Origin of the sequence: Streptomyces sp. NPDC057900 (assembly GCF_042887885.1) — a bacterium.
Lineage (GTDB): Bacteria > Actinomycetota > Actinomycetes > Streptomycetales > Streptomycetaceae > Streptomyces.
Window position 1 is genome coordinate 1 of sequence record NZ_JBHVOI010000019.1, and the last position, 18,999, is coordinate 18,999.

20 protein-coding genes are annotated in these 18,999 nt (G+C 68.6%); 11 read left to right on the plus strand and 9 right to left on the minus strand.

The features are described from left to right. The first annotated feature begins 476 nt into the window (after nucleotides 1-476). From ACFVQ0_RS35395 to ACFVQ0_RS35405, 3 genes are read left to right on the plus strand one after another with little or no spacing between them, the layout of a single operon-like run. Nucleotides 477-3,002, plus strand: coding sequence for a Helicase associated domain protein (locus ACFVQ0_RS35395; protein ID WP_390093293.1), 2,526 nt, complete (start codon nucleotides 477-479; stop codon nucleotides 3,000-3,002). Continuing rightward, the gene (locus tag ACFVQ0_RS35400) at nucleotides 3,002-3,304 is read left to right on the plus strand and encodes a hypothetical protein (RefSeq protein WP_390093294.1); all 303 of its coding nucleotides are present in this window, start codon (nucleotides 3,002-3,004) and stop codon (nucleotides 3,302-3,304) included. The genes ACFVQ0_RS35395 and ACFVQ0_RS35400 overlap by 1 nt, the downstream gene beginning before the upstream one ends. After that, a complete protein-coding gene (locus tag ACFVQ0_RS35405) occupies nucleotides 3,301-3,510 on the plus strand; it encodes a hypothetical protein (protein WP_390093295.1) in 210 nt (69 codons plus the stop codon). The genes ACFVQ0_RS35400 and ACFVQ0_RS35405 overlap by 4 nt, the downstream gene beginning before the upstream one ends. Before the next feature lie 161 nt (nucleotides 3,511-3,671). Here the strand turns inward: ACFVQ0_RS35405 and ACFVQ0_RS35410 are convergent, their stop codons facing one another. From ACFVQ0_RS35410 to ACFVQ0_RS35425, 4 genes are all read right to left on the minus strand, one after another. Further along, nucleotides 3,672-4,877, minus strand: coding sequence for a hypothetical protein (locus tag ACFVQ0_RS35410; RefSeq protein WP_390093296.1), 1,206 nt, complete (start codon nucleotides 4,875-4,877; stop codon nucleotides 3,672-3,674). Between the two features lie 152 nt (nucleotides 4,878-5,029). Further along, nucleotides 5,030-5,185: a hypothetical protein gene (locus ACFVQ0_RS35415; RefSeq protein ID WP_390093297.1), complete on the minus strand. Its 156-nt coding sequence runs from the start codon at nucleotides 5,183-5,185 to the stop codon at nucleotides 5,030-5,032. A 382-nt stretch (nucleotides 5,186-5,567) separates the two neighbouring features. Further along, nucleotides 5,568-6,500: a helix-turn-helix domain-containing protein gene (locus tag ACFVQ0_RS35420; protein WP_390093298.1), complete on the minus strand. Its 933-nt coding sequence runs from the start codon at nucleotides 6,498-6,500 to the stop codon at nucleotides 5,568-5,570. A gap of 907 nt (nucleotides 6,501-7,407) precedes the next feature. Continuing rightward, the gene (locus ACFVQ0_RS35425) at nucleotides 7,408-7,986 is read right to left on the minus strand and encodes a hypothetical protein (RefSeq protein ID WP_390093299.1); all 579 of its coding nucleotides are present in this window, start codon (nucleotides 7,984-7,986) and stop codon (nucleotides 7,408-7,410) included. Between the two features lie 187 nt (nucleotides 7,987-8,173). Between ACFVQ0_RS35425 and ACFVQ0_RS35430 the strand changes: the two genes are divergently transcribed. After that, on the plus strand, nucleotides 8,174-8,521 hold the full coding sequence (locus ACFVQ0_RS35430) for a hypothetical protein (protein ID WP_390093300.1): 348 nt from the start codon (nucleotides 8,174-8,176) through the stop codon (nucleotides 8,519-8,521). Nucleotides 8,522-8,694: 173 nt separating this feature from the next. Beyond that, on the plus strand, nucleotides 8,695-8,958 hold the full coding sequence (locus ACFVQ0_RS35435) for a hypothetical protein (protein WP_390093301.1): 264 nt from the start codon (nucleotides 8,695-8,697) through the stop codon (nucleotides 8,956-8,958). Nucleotides 8,959-9,056: 98 nt separating this feature from the next. On the opposite strand, the gene ACFVQ0_RS35440 is transcribed toward ACFVQ0_RS35435, so the two are convergent. Then, nucleotides 9,057-9,359 (minus strand): hypothetical protein, encoded by a 303-nt coding sequence (locus ACFVQ0_RS35440; protein ID WP_390093302.1) that lies wholly within the window; start codon nucleotides 9,357-9,359, stop codon nucleotides 9,057-9,059. Beyond that, complete coding sequence (locus ACFVQ0_RS35445) at nucleotides 9,356-9,967, minus strand: 2'-5' RNA ligase family protein (RefSeq protein WP_390093303.1); 612 nt, start codon at nucleotides 9,965-9,967, stop codon at nucleotides 9,356-9,358. The genes ACFVQ0_RS35440 and ACFVQ0_RS35445 overlap by 4 nt, the downstream gene beginning before the upstream one ends. Before the next feature lie 705 nt (nucleotides 9,968-10,672). Between ACFVQ0_RS35445 and ACFVQ0_RS35450 the strand changes: the two genes are divergently transcribed. Next, nucleotides 10,673-11,116 carry a hypothetical protein gene (locus ACFVQ0_RS35450; protein WP_390093304.1) on the plus strand — a complete coding sequence of 148 codons (444 nt, stop codon included), beginning with the start codon at nucleotides 10,673-10,675 and terminating at the stop codon, nucleotides 11,114-11,116. A gap of 56 nt (nucleotides 11,117-11,172) precedes the next feature. Here the strand turns inward: ACFVQ0_RS35450 and mobF are convergent, their stop codons facing one another. After that, nucleotides 11,173-13,128, minus strand: coding sequence for a MobF family relaxase (gene mobF / locus ACFVQ0_RS35455; protein ID WP_390093305.1), 1,956 nt, complete (start codon nucleotides 13,126-13,128; stop codon nucleotides 11,173-11,175). Between the two features lie 294 nt (nucleotides 13,129-13,422). Here mobF and ACFVQ0_RS35460 point away from each other — a divergent pair, with 294 nt between their 5' ends. Both ACFVQ0_RS35460 and ACFVQ0_RS35465 read left to right on the plus strand, forming a co-directional pair. Continuing rightward, nucleotides 13,423-13,764 (plus strand): hypothetical protein, encoded by a 342-nt coding sequence (locus ACFVQ0_RS35460; RefSeq protein ID WP_390093306.1) that lies wholly within the window; start codon nucleotides 13,423-13,425, stop codon nucleotides 13,762-13,764. A gap of 27 nt (nucleotides 13,765-13,791) precedes the next feature. Continuing rightward, on the plus strand, nucleotides 13,792-14,022 hold the full coding sequence (locus ACFVQ0_RS35465) for a hypothetical protein (protein WP_390093307.1): 231 nt from the start codon (nucleotides 13,792-13,794) through the stop codon (nucleotides 14,020-14,022). Nucleotides 14,023-14,133: 111 nt separating this feature from the next. On the opposite strand, the gene ACFVQ0_RS35470 is transcribed toward ACFVQ0_RS35465, so the two are convergent. Beyond that, the gene (locus ACFVQ0_RS35470) at nucleotides 14,134-14,358 is read right to left on the minus strand and encodes a hypothetical protein (protein ID WP_390093308.1); all 225 of its coding nucleotides are present in this window, start codon (nucleotides 14,356-14,358) and stop codon (nucleotides 14,134-14,136) included. A gap of 209 nt (nucleotides 14,359-14,567) precedes the next feature. On the opposite strand from ACFVQ0_RS35470, the gene ACFVQ0_RS35475 reads away from it, so the two are divergent. Next, nucleotides 14,568-15,179, plus strand: coding sequence for a hypothetical protein (locus ACFVQ0_RS35475; RefSeq protein ID WP_390093309.1), 612 nt, complete (start codon nucleotides 14,568-14,570; stop codon nucleotides 15,177-15,179). Nucleotides 15,180-15,472: 293 nt separating this feature from the next. Here ACFVQ0_RS35475 and ACFVQ0_RS35480 read toward each other — a convergent pair whose 3' ends face one another. Beyond that, nucleotides 15,473-16,129 carry an HNH endonuclease family protein gene (locus ACFVQ0_RS35480; RefSeq protein ID WP_390093310.1) on the minus strand — a complete coding sequence of 219 codons (657 nt, stop codon included), beginning with the start codon at nucleotides 16,127-16,129 and terminating at the stop codon, nucleotides 15,473-15,475. A gap of 474 nt (nucleotides 16,130-16,603) precedes the next feature. Between ACFVQ0_RS35480 and ACFVQ0_RS35485 the strand changes: the two genes are divergently transcribed. Together ACFVQ0_RS35485 and ACFVQ0_RS35490 are read left to right on the plus strand one after the other, a co-directional pair. Further along, nucleotides 16,604-17,752 (plus strand): ParA family protein, encoded by a 1,149-nt coding sequence (locus ACFVQ0_RS35485; RefSeq protein WP_390093311.1) that lies wholly within the window; start codon nucleotides 16,604-16,606, stop codon nucleotides 17,750-17,752. After that, nucleotides 17,749-18,849, plus strand: a complete 1,101-nt coding sequence (locus ACFVQ0_RS35490; RefSeq protein WP_390093312.1) for a ParB/RepB/Spo0J family partition protein — start codon at nucleotides 17,749-17,751, stop codon at nucleotides 18,847-18,849. The genes ACFVQ0_RS35485 and ACFVQ0_RS35490 overlap by 4 nt, the downstream gene beginning before the upstream one ends. Nucleotides 18,850-18,999: the final 150 nt, after the last annotated feature.

Sequence of the window (18,999 nt, forward strand, 5' to 3'; positions counted from 1 at the left end):
TCGACCCGTGGCCTCCGCTGCGCTCCAGCCACCCCGGATGCGCCCCCAACTCCCCTGCGGGCAAGGTGTGCCACGCTGCGCGCGGCCCACCCACCAGGGCTCACGCCACAAACAGCAGCAACAGGGAGGGGGTAACGAACGGGTCCGGGAGAGTGGCGGGAACACGGGGCCGGCCACTCGGGCGAGAGGCCGGGGCTGAGGGCCTGTCAAGGTGCCTGAATGGCTTGCAGGGAATCTCGCCATTCGTTGTGCTTCATTTTTCAGTACGAGATAGACTATGGACTTAGAGCACACCATCCCGGAGCGCTTCGGGGGTTATCGAGATCCACCACACAGCCTTGACAGTGCTCGATGAGGCAGATCAGCAAGCCTATCGCGTCAGTTCAGCCATAACCCTTGCAGCTCGTCTACGTGCATGTTTCCCGTTTCCCGCCGCTCCAGTCGACCGGACGGCACCCAGGAGAAGGCAGACGGATATGTCGACCACTAACCGTGCCGATCAGCGCGAGGCCGCCCAGCGAGAAGCCATTGACGCGGTCCTGCGTGTCCTCGAATTGCCTGCAAGATCACTTGTGCCCGCGCGAGGGCTTCGAACACAGGTGATCATGGCGACCGGGTCCGGGAAGACCCGGGTGGCGGTCCGCAGCGCGGAGGAGCTCCACGCGGGCCGTGTGCTGGTGCTCGTGCCCTCGCTGGATCTGCTCGCCCAGACCGAGGCCGCGTGGCGCGAGGGGGGCCGCCGGGGGCCGATGATCGGGGCGTCCTCGCTGCGGGGTGAGGAGGTGTCCTTCCCCAACACCACGGATGTAGACGAGCTGGTGGAGTGGACGCGGGGCCTGGACAAGGTCACCGTGTACGCCACGTACGCGAGCCTCGGACTCGGCACGCTGGAGCGCGCGCACGCCGGGGGCCTCCCGGCCTGGGACCTGATCGTGGTGGACGAAGCCCACCGCGTTTCGGGCCGGATCGGGAAGCCGTGGGCGGTCGTCCACGACAACCAGAAGATCCCTTCCCTTCGGCGTCTCTACATGACGGCCACGCCGCGGCTGTGGCAGCTCGGGGACGAGGACGAGGGCGGCGCACCGGGCGAGCTGGTGGCGAGCATGGAAAACAACCCCGAAGGCCCCTTCGGTAGCCGCTGCTTCACCCTGACCCTCTCGGAGGCCATCGACCGGGGAATCTGTGCCCCCTACCAGGTCGTCTGCGTGGACGTCGCCGACACCGCGCTCCAGGCCGCGCAGCTCCTGGGCGCCGAAGGGCGCTCAGCAGAGGTCCGCGGGGCCCGGATCGCCGCTCTGCAGACCGCCCTGGTGAAGGCGTCGGCCGAGGAGGGCTTCAACCGCACGCTGGTCTTCCACCACATGGTGAAGGAGGCCGAGGCGTTCGCGGCCGGCCTTCCCGACGTCGCCGCGCAGCTGCACGCAAGTGACCCCGAGCTGTATCCCAAGACGATCTGGGCGGACTGGTTGTGCGGCGATCACAAGCCGCTCCACCGCCGCAGGCTGCTGGGCGAGTTCGCGGCCGGGATCGCCACCGACGGCATCGTGGTCGAGAAATGCTTCCTGTGCTCGGTGAAGGTCCTGGGCGAAGGCGTCGACACCAAGAACTGCGACTCCGTGTACTGGGCCGACGTACGCGGCTCCATGCCCGACCTGGTCCAGGCCGTCGGCCGGGCGCTGCGGATGCAGCCGGGCGAGGGCAAGGTGGCCTCGCTCGTGGTGCCGGTGCTGCTTGGGCCCGGGGAGACGGCGGACAACATGCTGACCTCCCGGGCGTTCGGCGGGCTGGCCAAGCTCTTGGAGGCGCTGCGGGCGCACGACGCGAGGATCGTGGAGACCCTCGCGGAGCAGCAGGCCCCAAGCGCCTACAAGCCTGTCAGCAAGGACGAAAACGGGAAGAGCAGCAAGGGGAGCGGTGAGGGTTCCGGGGGCGTGAGCGCCCCCGCCAAGGCCCTGCTGAAGTTCTCCACGCCTCGCGACCCGGCCGCTTTGGCCGCGTTCATCAACCTGCGGGTCATCAATCCCGAGCATGAGCACTGGCGCCGTGGCGTGGAGGCCGCTGTGATCTACGCCCGCGAACGCGGCGACCTGCGGGTGCCGTTCACGTTCCGCGTGCCCGCTGCCGTCGACGGCCAGGAGGCGGAAGGCGAGGGGTGGCCGGCCTCGCTCGCCGGGTTCCCGCTGGGGCAGTGGACCGCCGATGCCCGCCGCTTCTACGCCCGCGGCAACATGGACGAGGACCGTGTCGCCCAGCTGGAGAAGCTCGGCATGATCTGGTCGCACTTCGACGTCGCGTGGGAGGAGGGCCTGACCGCCGCGCGCGGGTGGGCCGCCGAACACGGCCACCTCCTGGCCCCGGTGGACGCCACCTTCCAGGGGGCCGCGGTGGGCATCTGGCTCAAGAACGCGCGGGCCGCCGCCCGCAAGGCGCAGGAGAACGAGCAGCGGCGTGCCGAGGCGCTGCTGGTGGAGTCGTCGGCCGGGGCGCTCTCGGACGAGCGGCGCGAGCAGCTGGAGGAGATCGACGCGTCCTGGTGCCCGAGCTGGCCGGTAACCTGGCAGCGCTCCTTCCACTTGGTCCGGATGCACCTGGACGCGGGCGAGGCGCTGCCCACCGAGGCGGGCGAGGTTCTGCGCCAGGGCGAGGACCTCGGGCGGTGGGTGACGTCGGTGCGGCTCGGCTGGGACCAGCTGAGTGGCGTGCAGCAGTGGATGTGCGAGCAGGTCCTCGGGATCACGCCCGCAACCGAGGAGGAAAGGCCGAAACCGCGCCGTACGCAGGCCGACAAGTGGAGTGCCAGCCTCGCGGCCGCCCGGCAGTTCTTCGAGCGCGAGGGACACCTCCAGGTGCCCCGCAAGCATGTCGAGACCGTGCTCTCCAAAGACGGCTTGGAACTCCAGTTCCGTCTGGGGGCATGGGTCAGCAACCAGCGGAGCAGGGCCGCGACGCTGTCCCCGGAGCGGATGGAGCAGCTGTCCCAGGTCGGGATGCGGTGGTCGTGATGGGCATTGTCATCATCGCGGCCGCCGCGCTCGCGGCCGGCTATCTGCTCGGACGCCTTCGCCCCTGGCGGCGCGCGGGCGACTGGGTAGCCGATCAGGTCCGCTTCACCGGGCCGTGGGCCCGGGGCGGCTCCGGTCGCCAGGCCGTCGTCGTACTGGTCCACGTCGTCACCGCGCCGCGCACCAGCTGGCGCATCATGCGCGCTCCGGCCACCGAGACGCGGGTACCGGTGCCGGCGCCCGTACGCGACCCGGAGTGGGTCGCCAATCGCACCCGCACAGACAAGGGAGGCACCGCGTGAGCACCGAGCAGCACGACGCCGACGCGTACGGCCAGGAGCTGGCCCGCATCAGCCACCACCAGCACGAGGCCACAGCGGCGCGGTTCACGGTCTTCCAGGCCTTGGCCGCCGCCGGGATCGGACACGAACAGGCCGACGACATCGTGGCGACGCTGGAGGCCGGGGCGGTGGCCGGCGCCCACAAGGGGGCGCGCGCATCCGCGTGAGCCGGTGAACCTTTGGGACAGATGTCGACGGGCCGCACGGAGAACTCCGTGCGGCCCGTCGCTGTAAGCGGGTCAGGGTGCGTCGCCGTACCGGTTCCGGCGACGTCTGTCGTACGCGCAGGGCGAGCGCAGTACTGCAGAGCCGAGGACATCGGGAGCCTCTACGCTTCAAGGTTGTCGAGGAGCTGGTCTCGCTTGTTGTCGATCTGGCTGATGGAGAGGCCCAGCAGGAGCGCTCCCTCCAGGCCTGCGAGGAGAGAGAACAGTTGGTCTCTCTCCTCCTGTGTTCCAGCGTCGTCGTGCTTGAACTTCTGGAGGCTGGTGCGGGTGGCCACGATCACGCGGGCCAGGACATCGTGAATGAGGGTCGGTCCTTGGCCGTTGTCGTGGTCGTTGGCTTCACGCGCCGTAGGACCGCCGCGGTAGACGAAGCACAGGGCCTCCGCCCGCTTGTTCGGCAAGACGGTGTCGTCTTTCTCGAAGGTCAGTCCGGGCTCGTCCGGCAGGTTGGCTTCAACCCAGGCCATGACTTCTTCCTTGGTGAACGCTTCCCGCATGATCCGGTCGATCAGCTCGATCAGCGAGTTGGCCGCCTGCGAGATGCCGTCCGCGGAGTGCGTCAGGGCGTCCTTGGCGCCTCGGATCTTCCTGACGAGCTGGGAGTTTTCACGCTCCAGCCTCTTCGACGAGGAATCGGCCACCCGGTGCCGGATTGCGGAGACGATCTCCGTCATGTCGTCGGGCCGCCAGCCGACGAGGTCGTCGGCGGTGGCGGCTGTGAGCTCCATGGGGAGTGTGGAGACGAACTTCTTGCCGAACGCCTCGTCCGCCATGATGACCATCTGCACGACCTCAAGGCCGATGATGTCGGTCTTCGAGGCGGCCTTCCTCTGGTTCTCCGTCATGTTGCTGACGGCGTCACTCCACGCCACGGCGAACGGCATCAATCCACGGAGTCCGCGTCGCACGGCCAGAGCTACGATCGCGCCGTCCTCTTTCACCGCGTCCGCGAGCCGTCTGAAGTCAGCGGCTCCGAGCAGACGAAGCGCGAAGGCACGGTAATTCACCCCCTTGAAGGAGTTCAGCCAGGATATCGCCATATCCTTGTTCTGGATTTGCTCCAGAATGTGGTCGAGCCCCGTTTCCACGTCGGAAAGATCGAACTCCTCGAAGGTGGACTCCACCCGGTCCTGCCAGGGCTGTTCGCTGCCTGTGTCCATGAGGGCCCGGCACATCGAGATCAGCAGGTCTGCGCCGATAACCGCCGCATCGTCGAAGTGCAGGGCCGTGCGGACGTCGGGGTCAAGCTGTCGGAGAAGCTCCGCGATCCGCGATCGACGCGTACCAACAACCGCAGGGTCCTGCATGTTCGCCTCGCTTCACCCACGTGCAATTGATTACCGATCAACGTACTCCGGTGGACCGGAATCCATCACTGATTTTCCGTGCCACCCACACCGTCGAACCATTGGCCATAACTTCTTCAATAGGCGGCTCGCCAAAGGCGCCTGGCGGAGCCTCAGGGCGTCTCGCCGGACCAGTCACTGCGGGCCCGCCAGCCGGGTCGTAGGTCGTACAGAGCGCGGCCGCCGACGCCGAACTGCCCGAGCTCGGTCATGAGGGCGACGGCAGTCTGGATCTCGTCCGCTGTCCAGTCGGTGATGCTGAAGGGCACCGCCGGGCGGCGGCCAGGAGCGTGCTGACGGCCGCCGGCTTGGTCCCTGTCACAGTGGCGATCTTGTCAATGCTCAGCTGCAGCTCCTCGTGGAGGAGCAATGCTTCCTCCACTGCCGTCAGCGTACGGCCGCTACGTCGGGCCACGGCCTGGGTGTGGTGCTGCCAAGCCCAGGCCGCGGGGTCGGGTTCGCGGACTACGGAGGTCCAGTTACTGGCTACGAGGTCGAATAGATGGGAGACCGCTATCTGAGCTTCCTCCGGGGCGAGGCAGGCTGCTGCGTAGGCGCGGTAAGCGGGACGGTGCAGGTCGTAGAACGCGTAGAAGGCATTGATAAGGACGCCGGGCGCTGACTTCATGGGCTTTCTCATATCGGTAGTGGTCAGCCGAATGCGCCGGCGGAGATCGTTGAGGTGTTGTCGTCCGCGCACTGAGCTCTGCGCCACAGCGGTCGGGTGATCTCGGGCAGGCTCTGAAACGCGATGGTGAGCTGTTGGACGACCGGCCATCCCGGAGTGCCGGGGCCGTCGAATGCCTGGCGCAGTTCGGTCTTGCTGATGGTGCGCTGGACGGAGTTGATGATCCGTGTGTCGCTGGGGGATCCGGCGGCGTAGTGAAGTGCGCGCAGGTAGGAGCGCAGGGCGCGGGCAGGGTCGATGGTGGCCTGTACGCCGTTGGCGGCTTCCCAGAGAGGTTTGACCAGGTCGAGGTTGCCACCGCACTGGCCGGCGATGACTTTCACGTGCTGCAGGGTGACGACGCGCTCGCCGGAGAGCATGCGCGAGACGTAAGACGGATCGACGGTCATGACCTGGGCAAGGGCGCGCTGTGAGACACCGGACTGCTTCCACATGCGGGTGAGCCCGCAGGCCAAGCGCTGGTGAGGCTGGCGGAGCAAGGCCTTGGTGGTCGGTAAGTCGTCGAGCCGGGGGGATGCGAGAGGGGCACGCATGGGCCGGCTGCGCCTGGCCAGGGCCTGGTCGATGGCCTGGGGGTCGTACTTCTTGCGGAGCCGGTCCTCGGTGACCTTGAGTTCGGGAGCGAGGTCGCTGAGGGGTTCACCCTGGGACCGCTGGCGTACGACGAGGGCTTCGGTTGCCTCCTGAGCGAGGGCGTTGATGGTGGTGACGATGTGGAGCAGTTCGGTGGTAGGTGCGGCGTTGTCGGAGGCGCGGTTGAGGAAGGCGTCGGCAACGACGATGAGATCTTCGGCGATGTCGCGTACGGCTTCGGTGCAGCGTTTGGCCCGGTCGGGGTCGATGGCGGGCCCGTTGCGGGCCGACGGCTGGGGGCCGGGGTGCGAACGGATGGACACGGGAACCTCTTTCGGGGTGCGGTGGCGGGTATCTGCGCCCGCCCGCCCGGGTGGCGCGGTGAGGGATCTGATGTGCGGCCGTGTGGCGGGAGCTGGACTCCCGCCACACGGCCGGTCAGGTCAGCGGCGGCGGACCCACTGGCGGACCAGCAACGATCCGTGAGATGCCGTCAGGAAAAGCGCCAGAAAGGGAAGCACCCCGGACGCGACGAAGCCCGGGACCATCAGCAAGGGCAGGCACAGCACGACGATGAGCAGACTTCCGCGGGCCGTGACAGCTGTGACATCCCACTGCGGTGTTTGAACCATGCGCGGACCAGGGATGATACGTTCGCGACTCGGTTTCCGTGTAGGTGCAGGCGCACGTGCGGGGAGACGAGATCGACGTCGGTTGGACACGAGAGGATTCCCTTTCTTCAGGGTGTCAGGCAGGCGTTGAGGTGCGGCAAGAGGCCCCGGTGAGGCGACCAACCAGTAGCCGGGGTCCTTGCGTGCCCGGCGAAACCGGGAATCGGACTGTACTACCAAGCGCAGCTGCTTGGTGCCAGAAAGTAGTGCCGTGGGCATGGGTGCCCACCGTCGACCCGCCAATCAACCGAGCAGGCGTTGAGGCATCAAAGGGTTCACGATCGGTCAAATACGGTCACTGGAAACGGGCAACAGCCTCAAACATTCCGTATTCGGTACCCGCGATGTACGCCCGCGTGAACCGCGCCACCCCCGACGCCACCGCCACGCTCCCCCTCCGGGGGCCTGCGAAATTCGCCGAACTTGTCAAGGAATCTCCAGCGGCCGGGCATCGCCGCTACCCCGAACGGGTGAACGCCTGGGCCTCCCCGCCACCGAGGACGCTGCGCCGGACAGCGACCCAGTACCAAACACGGTCGGCCGGCGGACCACAGCCGACTCAGAAGCGCCGGCTGTAGCGCATGACGAGGGCGCGGGCATCGGCCTCAGTGAGTCCGAGGGCGGTGGCGATCATGCCCCAGGGCTTCTCGTCGGTATCGACCGCGTAGGCGGCGGCCTTTCCGGTATTGGCGCTGGTGCGCTCAAGGGCGCCGATGACCTTCAGTGCGGCAAGCGGTGCATCCACGGCCAGGGTGTCCAGCCGGGTGCGCAGCTGGGCGAGGAGGGCGGTGAGGTCGTCGGGGACGGGGATGGTGCGGGCTTCGATGTCGTCGATGTGCTGGTCCCAGTCTGTTTCCGGGCCGGTGGTGTCGTACAGGTCCGGGCCTCCGGCGTCGCTGACCTCCTGCCAGTCCAGGGGCTGCAGATCCGTGCCGCGCCAGCCGCACGAGCACGATCCGCGCAGTGCGGTCGCGAGCGGGGCGCGCCGGGTGCCGTCGTAGATCCACCAGTCGCTGATCTTGTGGATCTCCGCACCGCTGCCGGTGTCGACGTACACCGGCTTCGGCTCTGCGCCGTCGGCCAGCACCGCCCCCGGGCGCCCCTGATGCGACGCGCCGAACTCCTCGGTCTCCCACATGACCCCACCCTGCTGTTCGATCGTCTGCTTGCTGCTCCGACCCTGCCCGACCCCGGGTACCGACGAGTCCTGAATACCCGAACCGGTGACCCGGGCCGGCGGGGAACGCGGGGCCGTCCGGGTGGGCGCGGGCGCGGCAGGCGGCGTGCCTTCACGCACGGAATTCGAACAGTCGTACTATTCAGGTATGCCCGCGTACGACTTTCCCCAGGACCTGCGAGACGCCCAGCTCGCCCTCCACCGCACCCGTGCCGCCATGGAGCAGTACGCCCGGACCTTGCCGTGGTCGGCGGAGCCGATGCCCGGCTGGGAGGCGGACAAACAGCTCTACTCCGGCTACCGCTCCAGCAAATCCGACAGCCCCGGCTACACCCCGGAGCAGCGCGAGCAGGTCGAGAAGTACCGGGCCGAGCTGCTGGAGCTGAGCACCACCGTGATGACGCACCCGTACTGGGCGGGGCTGGACGAGAGCGTGGTCCAGGCCCGGATGGTATTGCAGCACGCCCACGAGCAGCCGGACAGCGAGACGGTCTGAGCCGGAGAGCGAACCCTCACCGGCATGAACCCGGGCGGCAACATGGCACCGAGCACCAGGGCCCGTCGTCCTGGCCCGTACAGGCTGGCGCCGGCATGCACACGGTTCACTCACGAGGGTCCGATTTCCTGTCCTCGCCCACGGCCACCCCGGGCCACCGCCAGACTGGCCGCATGACACAGGCACCGCGGGTGTACGGCACCGAGCACGACAACCCGGAAACTGGCCCTCGGCCCGGCCGTACCTACCGTCAGCTGACCGGCGGGCCGCTGGACGGAGAGCTGATCGACGTGACCGGCTGGACAGACGAGCAGATCACCACCGGCGCGTACCTGATCACCCCTCACACCATGTACGGGCCCGGCGGGCGAGCTTCGTACGCACCGACCTTCAGCCACCCTGACGGCCCGTGGGTCTGGGAAGGTGACGTTCCCTGATCGGCCAGGTGCGCGGCTCGGGCCGCCGTTCGCGGGCGCCTTGGCGCCGTTCGCGGCGGAGGCATCCAGGGCAGATGCGACTGAGCGCTTCGATCTCTTCAGGGGGATCCGGCAATCACGAGCGAGCCGTCGCCTGTCCGCCGGGTCTCGCTGAGCGTCAGAAACGGTGAGGAGTAGAGCAATACACCGCCGCGGTACAGCTCGTACTGGAACTGCCGGGCCCGCTCAACGTCCCGTCGCTGCTGCGGGTCGACGTCGGGCACGGTGAGCTCGACAAACCCCCTGCCCTCGCGCAGGACGCCCTGCGAGGTGACGGTCCCGGTGAACGTCACCTCGGCCGCATTCAGCGTGAGCAGCACCTTGTCGCCGTGTATCGGGCTGACGCCAGGGAAGCCGGTCATCCGGTCACCCCCGCAAGAGGAACCGTCGCAACAGGTTTCCACGTGATGTGAGCGCCGTCGTGCCACTGCTCAACAAGATGCAGCCGGTCGACGACCACGGTTGCCGACAGCGTCTGCTCGATATGTGCCAACTCGGCCTTGAGGCTGAGGACGTCGACATCCTCGGCACCCTCTGCGGCGTAGGCGGCAGACAGATGGGGGAAACGGCTCGGGGCTGCCGTGAAGACGCTTCTGGTGCGGACCATCGCCTCGGTCAGGCCGTCAACGATTCGTGTGAAGGGCAGTCCGGGCCATCCGCTGATCTCCACGGCCGTCGCACCGATCGAGGGCCGATCGAACGTCAGGGTGAAGGGCCGCACCGTCTGCGCGAAGCTCGCCACGTCCTTGAGGAGCGCGTCCAGGTCAACGGCGGAACGCCCCAGGCCGACGGTGTGCAGCAGCGTGCAGTGCATCCACTGCGGCGGCACGCTCTGCAGCCCCGGCACGGAGAGTCCCTGGTACGGCGAGGCCAGCGCGTCGGCCTCGCCTGGGGTCGGCAGAATGTGCCAGTGCAGGTCGCGGCGTTCCGCCGGCCAGACGCGTCCCACTCGTTCGAAAAAGTTGTCCATCTGCCTGTGCCCCTGCCTCTGCCTATGTTCCGCCCATCCTCGCGGCACCAAACAGGTCTGCGCTACACCCCCACCGCCGGGTGGTGTGGTCAGGGCGTGTCGCCGGACCAGTCCCAGTAGTTCCGCTCGCCGGGACGCGGGTCGTACAGAGCGCGGCCGCCGACACCGAACTGCCCGAGCTCGGTCATCAGCGCGACGCCGGTCTGGATCTCGAAGGAGAGAAGAGGGTTGTGACGGTGCGGAATTCGCGCCGATTCACGGCCTGAGCAGGGGTTTTCCGTTGCCTCGGAGGGTCGGGCACCAAAGAGGGTTCCCCAGGGCCCTGCGCAGTGGGGCCCGCAGGAGCCTGCCGCGGCTTGCCCGCCACGAGGTGGCCTTATGGGCTTGGTCGGCTTGTGGCCTGCCTGTCCCCGCCCCTTGAGTGGGTGATCGTCATCGTCTTCTCTCCTTCGCTGCCCCGGCCGGGGCGTCCGGTCCGAAGGAGCAGCGTGCAGGGGGACCCCTTGTCCGCTGTCTCACGGCGGCCGGTAGCCGGGGTAGTCAAGGGAAAACGTGGCGCTCGCGGCAGTGCGGCCGACCTGGACAAAGGGTCGGCGGTCCGATCTCGCGGGGAGAAATCTCTGGCCCCTGTCCACAGGGCGATCGTCCGAGGCTGCTGGGAGTCGTCGCGATCCGCGCGGCGACCACCCAGTTGAGGAGACCTCCATGCCGTACCTGATCCCGTCCCGTACCCCGCTCACCGCAGAGGAAGTCGACCTCGCTTTCGACTACCTCCTCGCTCTGCAGATGGGCGGCGGGAACTACGTCTCCGGCCGCACGTCGGCCACTCCAGAGCTGGCCTTCCTGTTGCTGCGGCTCGCCGAGAACATCGTCTTCCCCGTCACGGGGGTCCTGGGCGAGGGGGAGCCGCACGCGGACTCCTTCGCCCTGGACGAGGTCGGGTGCATCTTGCTGTCCGCCCTCCGGGACTGGACGCACGACTCCCCCACTACGGCCGTGCTGGGCACCGCCCGCAGCATCATCCGCTTCGTCGAAAACGTCATCCCCGACCCCGACGACCACGGAGACACCGCCGCCACCTTGGAGACCATGCGCGACGAACACCTGGAGTGGGCCCGCACCGTCCAGTCCATGACCGTGCGCCCGTAGCCACGCGCACGAGGCGCACTGGTGCGGTGGAGTGGGCCGGGTGGAGGCAGGCGTGCTCAGTGGCCGGCCTCCCGGCCCCGGTGCGGTCCGGGCTCCGGCGGGCGGTGCGCCTGCTGGTCGTCCTGGCGCACCGGGCGCACCGCGTCGACGTCGTCCTGTTCGGTGTAGCGGGTCGCGCGGGTGCGGGAGTTGTCGGCCGCCTTGGTGAACGTGTCCTGGAGGTGGCGCAGCCGGTCGGCAGTGAGATCGAGGGCTTCCACGTCCGTGCGGGACTCCCTCAAGGTCCGCAGCGCCGTCATGTCGATCGCCTCCCGAGGTCCGGCCTCCGGCTCGTGGTCGTCGTCCTCGGGCGCGAGCAGCTGCTCGGGCATCGCCGCCTGTTGGTGCGCGACGACGTCGTACGCCGGGCCCCGCACGACTGAGGCGCGCAGGTTCTCCCGTACGGCCGCACCGGCGAGGACGGCACGGTCGTAGCTCAGCGGGACACGGGGTATCGCCCGCTCCCCCACTGCCTGGCCCGGTGGCCGGGGAGTGGCCAAGGTCAACAAGGCCGGTGTGCCCGGCGGCGGCAGTCGGTCCGGGTCGGGGACAGCGGCAGGCGGGCGTCGGGCGGTTACGAGATCGGACAGCGCCCACCGGGCGGTGTAGAGCCGGTAGTCCGCCAACAGGCCGCGGGTGGACTTCGGCTCGCTGATGTCCACGCAGTACGTGGAGATGGCGGCGCGCACGATGTCCTCGTCCAGGCCGGGGTCGCGGCGGCGGCCGCGCAGGACCAGAGCGAGGTGGCGGCGGGATTCGGCGAGCAGGTGCCGGCGGTGAAACCGGCCGCCGCCGTTCATCACGAACACCACCGCGGCGACGTCGACGGCCGCCAGGGCGACGTCGACCACGGCGGCGACCCGGGCCCGGATCGCGGCCGCCGCGGCGCGGGCGTACGCGAGGAGGGAGTTGATGACGTCGGCGGCGACCCCGGAGGTGAGGATCGCGCTCGTCTTCCACCAGGCGCGCAGCTGCGCGATCGGCCGGGTCTTCTGCTTGGGCGGGCGGGTCTTGCGGGCGGCGATCCCGTTCAGCTTGGCGCGGGTGGTCTCGGAGACCACGGGAAGGAACTTCAGGGTGCCGTCGTCTTTGACGGCGGTGACGTACTCGTGCTCCAGGTCCTCCCTGCAGGCGGCGATCTGGTCGCTGCGCCGGGAGGTCCAGCGGATCAGGTCGTGCGGCACCCCGGCAATCTCCATCACAGGCCGGCGCCCCGGGGTGACGGTGCGCGGCTCGGTCGCCAGCCCCAGTTCCTCGCAGACCTCTGCGGCCACGAGCTCGTTGTAGAGCGCGGAGGCGGCCACGGTGTTCTCGTACAGGGCCAGGGAGTGGACCGAACCCCACTTCCCGTCCAGGCGCTGCCCCTTCACCGACAGCAGCAGATGGTCATGGAGCAGCGGCATCCCGGAGCGCGCCTCGTAGTGGCGGAAGCGCGCGGCGACCAGCCCGCCGGGCGGCCGCACCCGGTGGGCTCCGTCCTTGCCGTAGCGGATCACCGCGACCTCGTCCTCGATCCACTCCAGCACCCGTACGATCGCCCGCTCATGCGCGGCCTCGATCACCAGCCGGGTCTCGTCACCCCCCAGCGCCCACAAGAGGTAGATCGTCGGCTGCGGCCGGAACACAAAGTCGACACCGGTGACCGCCACCTGACGTCCGAGGGCACCGGCCTTGAACGCCTTCTTCGGGGACTCGCCCTTGGCGAGCAGGTCGGCCTCGATCCGGTCCGCGTCCGGGTGCCGGCCCCACTCGCCGAACAGGTTCCGCAGCTGCACCTCGGTGACTTCCTCACCCGGCGCGAGTCCGAGCGCGGCAAGTCCGCGGCCCATCCATCGCCCGGCCGGGACACCGGCTTGCTCCTGGGCGGCGCGCAGCGGCGTGCGGGCCGGGCGGCGCCCGTCGCCGACGACGGTCTGGCGCAGGTAGTAGCGGTACATCTGACCGGCTCGGATGACCTTGATATCCACTGTCATGGAGACCACGCCACACGTCTCTGACCTGCAAGAAAAGGCCGATCAGTCGTACGTCCCGTCAGGCGGGAGCAGCGGCCGAACCTTCTTCTCAGGTGCCCGCCGGGCGGGAAGCGGACCCGGGCCGAACGCGAATGTCATCGCTCTCCGGCAGCCCTCACGCCACGGCCCGGACAACACCATCCAGCACCGCTGAGCAGCATTCAGCACTACGGAACGAACACCACCAACGAGCACCGCCTACCTCAGCCCCTGGCGACCGCCGGGGGCTTCGTCGTGCTGCCCGGAGGAGACCACGTGCCCACCTTCGAGACCTGTCCCCGCTTCACCGCCGACCTCCAGCACCTCACGCCCGCCCAGCGCCGGCGCTTCCGCCGCGTCGTGCTGGACGCCTTCGTGCCCGACCTGCGCACCGGCCGCCAGTTCCGCCCCGGCTTACGGATCAAGGGCGTGCGCCGTGCCCCCGGCGTCTACGAACTCACCTGGGCGCCGGACGGGCGCGCGACGTGGTCGTACGGCCGGGCGGTGGTCGCCGGGCTCCCCCACATCGTGTGGTACCGGATCGGGACGCACAGCGTCCTGGACCGGCCCGTGGCCGAAGGCTGCCTTGCGGGCGCGGCTCACCGGTTGGTTGGCTGATCGTCCGATGACCAGGAGGGGAAAGCCGTGGCAGCGAACGAGACCGTGACAGAGGCGACCGAGTCGGATCACCTGAAGTCGTTGATCATCAGCACCGCCCAGGCGCTGTGGGAGGACAAGGAGGCGCTGGGCAAGTTCTTCGAGGTCGTCCGGCGCAGCGAGGGGTTCGCCGTCATGGCCGACACCCTGGAGCGGTCTGAGGTCCGGCCCGCGAAGCCCACGTTCTACGGCGTGAAGAGCAAGGAGTTCCAGGACTGACGCAGCGCCTGCCCGGCTCCTGACGAACCGGCGGCGCCATCGCGTACGAGTGGCCGGTTCCTCAAATCTGGGTAGCCGGCCCTCTGCGTCGCCGCTCAGGTGGCGGTGTGGTCATGGCAGGCGACGGGCCTGGCGGCGAAGTTCGACGCGGGCCGAGCGCCCGCCGCCGGGGGCGGACTCCCAGTAGGGGTGTACGGCCAGGAGCACGGACAGCCGGTGCAGGCGGCGGCGCAGGGTGGCAGGAGACTCTGGGCGGGAGGCGGCGAGCGCCGCGTAGGTGTCCTGCCAGGAGCGCTGGAGCGTGAGTAGGTCGTCGGGGAAGGTGTGGCTGGACATACTTTGATTAGAGCAGGTGTTCGAATATTTGCGCACCTCTGCCGCGCTCGCGCCGGTCGAGCTACGTGTCCCGTCTCACTGAACCTTGACCGATCTCACTGAACTTTGGCCGGCCCCGCTACTGGTCGGCGCACCACCGGCCGCCCGGGGTTTTCAGCCGTCCCGACCGGGGTGACAGGCGGCGGGACGCACCTGCAACACTCCGCACCATGACGACCACTGCGCAGCCTCCGTACTTCTGGGGCGACGAAGGCCCGTACTTCAACCCGCCGCCGCAGTCGATCATCTGCTGCCAAGAGCACGGCGAAGGGCTGGACCTGGGGAACCTCAAGGCAGCGGTCGCGATCCACGAGGCCGGGCACGCCGTTGCCGCGTTCCTCCTCGGCGTGCACATTCCGTCGATCGAGCTGGAGTCCACCGCCCTAGTCCGCGACTGCGGGATGGTGACGCGGGTAGAGGGCGCGAACGTCGGGGTGTCGTTCGAGGGCGTCACGATGAAGACGGCATTGACGGTGCTCGCGGCGGGCGTGAGAGCGCACCAGTGGTCCCTGCGGGAAAAGCGGATGCTGACGTCCGAGCGTGCGTTCTTCGCGGAGCGCGGCGGGATGGCCGACTGGCAGCGGGCGCAGAGCCTAGCCCGGGGGGTGGGCGGCGGAGCAGAGTTGGACCCGAGCAACTACTGGCGGCACTGGGAGGCAGCCGACGAGCTGCTGGTCCCGCACTGGGCGGCCGTGACCAAGGTCGCCGCGCTGGTGGTCGCGGGGCCGGTGTCGGGGGACGCGGCAGCAGCGGCGTGCGGGCTGGCCAACGCGGCGCGGTGACCCCGGACTCTCGCGGGCGGCTCGGGTCAGACCGGTCAAAGTTCAGTGAGATCGGTCAAGGTTCAGTGAGACGGGACACTAGGCACTTGTCCACAGGAACACCCGTTCGCCGAGGCTCCGCTTTACGGTGCGGATCATGACTACGGGGATGCACGAGTACGACCACGAGCGGCTGCCGCTGCTGACGCTGGAAGAGGCACACGACGTCATCGACGTCTTGGTGCAGTGCGGGAACGACGAAGCGGGACGGCTCGCCCGCGACTCGCCGCACGCGTGCCGTCCCGCGAGGGAGATCAGCTCGCGGGGGCGAGCTCGTACTGAACTGCGGCATACCCGCATCCGTCGGCCAGTGCGTTCAGCGCGTCGACCTCGGAGCGGTCGGCGGTGAGGGCCCACCGCAGCTTGGTGCTCACCCAGTCCGCCACATAGGTACAGCGGGCTTCGGCGGCCGGCGGGAGCCACTCGGCCGGGTCCTGGTCGCTCTTGCTGCGATTGGTCTTCGCGGTCACGGCGACCAGCGAGCGGTCAGCCCCAAGATCATTGGCGTAGTCCTCGCGCCGGGCGGCACTCCACTGCGATGCCCCGCTGTCCCAGGCTTCGGCGAGCGGCACCATGTGGTCGATGTCGAGCTTCGCCGGGTCGGTGACCGTCTCGCCGTCGTAGTAGCTGAACCACGTACCGCCGACCACCTTGCACGCGCCCTCGATGGCAGGCTCGGTACGGGATTCGGCGATCAGCACCTCGGACCTGGTGGTGCACCGGTCATGGTCCTCATCGATCCAGTGCTTGAACTTCGTGCGCTCGTACCCGGTCCGGTTCTCCGCGGCGAGTGGGAGGGCGGCGATGCCGTCCTGGAGGCGGATCTGCTCGGCCTGCGCGGGAGCGGCGGACAGGAGCGGCAGAACGGTGAGTGCGGCGGCTGCCAGGCCCCGCATGGTGGCAGTGATCATGAGGAGTTGATAGCGCGGCCACGGGGCTCAGATCAGCCAGTCTCCTCCCCCGTCACCCGTCTGCCCGGTTGGTCGTACTGGAGGAACGATGCGGCGCACGTCAGCACCACCCGGCCCGACGGGGGTGGCCGCTTCGACATCCCGAAGGCTGACAACTCCGTGCGGGGGCTGCTACACCGCTCTCACAGGACGGACAGTTCTGGCCGAGTACTTGGGGTTCAAGATCCTTGCCTCGCCCGAACCGCTGTACTCCTCGGCTGTCGCGCACCTGACCATTTCGGTCCTGACGGCTCCTGCCGGGCTGACGCTGGTCGATCTCACGAGTAGCCGGTGCACCCGCTATCTCGTGAGCGGCCGAGAGATGTGTTGATGCGCGCCGCGAAGCGTCTTCACCCGTCCTAGACCCAGTACACAGGGCGCGACTCGCCGCACCGATGCGTCCAACCCACCATCGGCCTAGTAATATTGCGCCGCATGAGCATCCCAAGCCCCCGCGGGGAACGAGAGAAACTAATCACCTCTCTCACTCCTCAGCTGCGTAGGCACCTGAAGATCCGCGCCTTCGAGCACGGCATGGACATCCAGGACGCTGCCGAACACGCCATCAAGGCCTGGTACTCGGCCGCCAACCTTCCCGAAGCGAACACCGAGGGCGCCAAGACCTGGGGAACCTTCCTCCCCGTAGGAGAGCCGGACACCTTCAAGGCCACCTGCACCGATCGCGGCGTCACCTACGTCCAAGGGCTCGCGCAGGCGCTGACTCTATGGCTCGACAACCATCCCTCCCCCACGACTCCGTTGACGAAGCAGCCGGTCGTACGGGTGATAACGGCAAATCAGAAGGGTGGCGTCGGCAAGACGTTCATCTCCTCCGGGATCGCCCAGGCACTGGCCGAGGCGGGACGACGGGTGCTGTTGGTCGACTACGACCCGCAGGGCCACCTCACCGCGGAGCTCGGCTTCGAGGACCTCATGTACGAGGACGACGTCGAGACCCTGATGATGCACATGGACGGCACCGCGCGGGGCGACATCCATGACCTCTTGGTCGCTCTGGACCACGCGCGCTTCGGGGAGCGGCTACATCTGCTCCCCGCGTCCGACGACGCGTTCCTGCGCGATGTGGCCCTGTCGAAGGTGTCCTTCAGCGAGGCCGCGCTGGAGCGGGCCCTGGAGCCGCTGGAGGCGGATTACGACGTCATCCTGATCGACGGGCCTCCCAGTCTCGGCCTGAACATGGACACCGCGCTGTACTACGTGCGCCGGCGGGAGGGCGAACTCGCCGACCGCTCGGGCGTCATCACCCCGGTGTGGGCGAACAAGGCGTCCCATCGCGCGTTCCGGCTCCTCAAGAGCCAGATGGACGACCTGTGCCACAAGGGCCGCATCACGATCGACTACCTGGGGCTCGTCATCAACGCGTACGACAGCCGCCGCGGCAAGTTGGTCAAGGAGAACCGTGATCAGTGGGAGTTGAGCTCCTCCCCCGTTGTGCTCGCGGTGATCGGGGACCTGAAGGAAGGGCGTGAGGCCGCGGATGGGGAGATCCCGCTGCTGGAGTACGCGCCTGACAGCGAACATGCGCAGGCGATGCGCGACTTGGCGAAGGAGCTGGCGGTATGAGGGAGCGGAACACCAAATCCACGCGGGAGCGTGTCACGCGGGGGTTCACGATGGACGAGGGCGGCTCGTCCACTCCCCCCCGCCGGGTCCGCACCCGCGAACAGATCGCCAGGGGCGAGGGCAAGCGGCCGCCGGCTTCGGTCGTCCTTGCGGAACTGGCCCATAACCCGTTCAACCCGCGTGAGGAACTCACGGACGTCGACGAAACCGCGGCCTCGCTGACAGCCAAGGGCCAGATCCAGCCCGTCACCGTGGTGCGCCGTGAGGTCTTCCTCGAGGTGCACCCGGGGCAGGAGGAAGTTCTCGGCTCGGCACCATACGTGGTCATCGACGGGAACCGCCGCCTGGCGGCCGCGCACAAGGCGGGCCTCACAGAATTGCGGATCGACGTCAACGACGGCTTGGCCGCGAGCGCGGCGGACATTCTTGAGTCGGCGCTGATCGCGAACATCCACCGCGTGGACGTGGCGCCGATAGATCAGGCGAAGGCGCTCCAGGAACTGGTGCAGGTCCACGGACAGCAGAAGGAAGTCGCAGCCCGCCTCGGCAAGACGGGCGCATGGGTGTCGCAGCGCCTGGCGCTGCTTAAGCTCCCCGCCGATCTCCAGGATCAGGTGGAGGACGGGACGCTGAAGGTGAAGGATGCGCGCCGCATCGGTGCGCTCCCTCCCGAGCAGCAGCACGGCGAGGCCGAGAAGGCGGTTAACCGGGTTAAGTCACCGCGGCGGGCGCGAGGCGCTGCTGGCCCGGAGTCGGTGAGTGGCCCGGCCGCGGTTCTGTCCGGGGTCGCCGTCGCCGATCCGTCGGTCCCTGCTCAGGCGTCGGCCTCGGGATCTCCCGAGGCCCCGGTGTCGGCAGGAGTTAACCCGGTTAATCGGGCCGAGGGAGAGGGCACGACGGTGAGGGCAGACCCGCTGTCGAGCTTCTCCCTCTACGTCGAGAAGGCCGAGGCGTTCGCCGCCGAGATGCGCGGGATCGCCGCCGCGTACCGCCAGGCGTCGGATGCCAACCAGCAGAAGGCGGACGCCTTGGTCGAGGTGCTCCGTGAGCGGCTGGACCGGGTGACGCGCCACCTGCCCTCCGCAGTGCAGGAGTAGGACGCGCGGCATCTCAACGTCGGGGCTGTGCACTGGACTTATCGTTTGGTGCACGGCCCCTTTCCTCTGCCCTTCAAGTCCGGTTCCTGTGGTCGCTCTTGGCCCGCCGTCGGCCGTTGTGGGTGAGCGCGGAACCTGTAACGGGCGCTT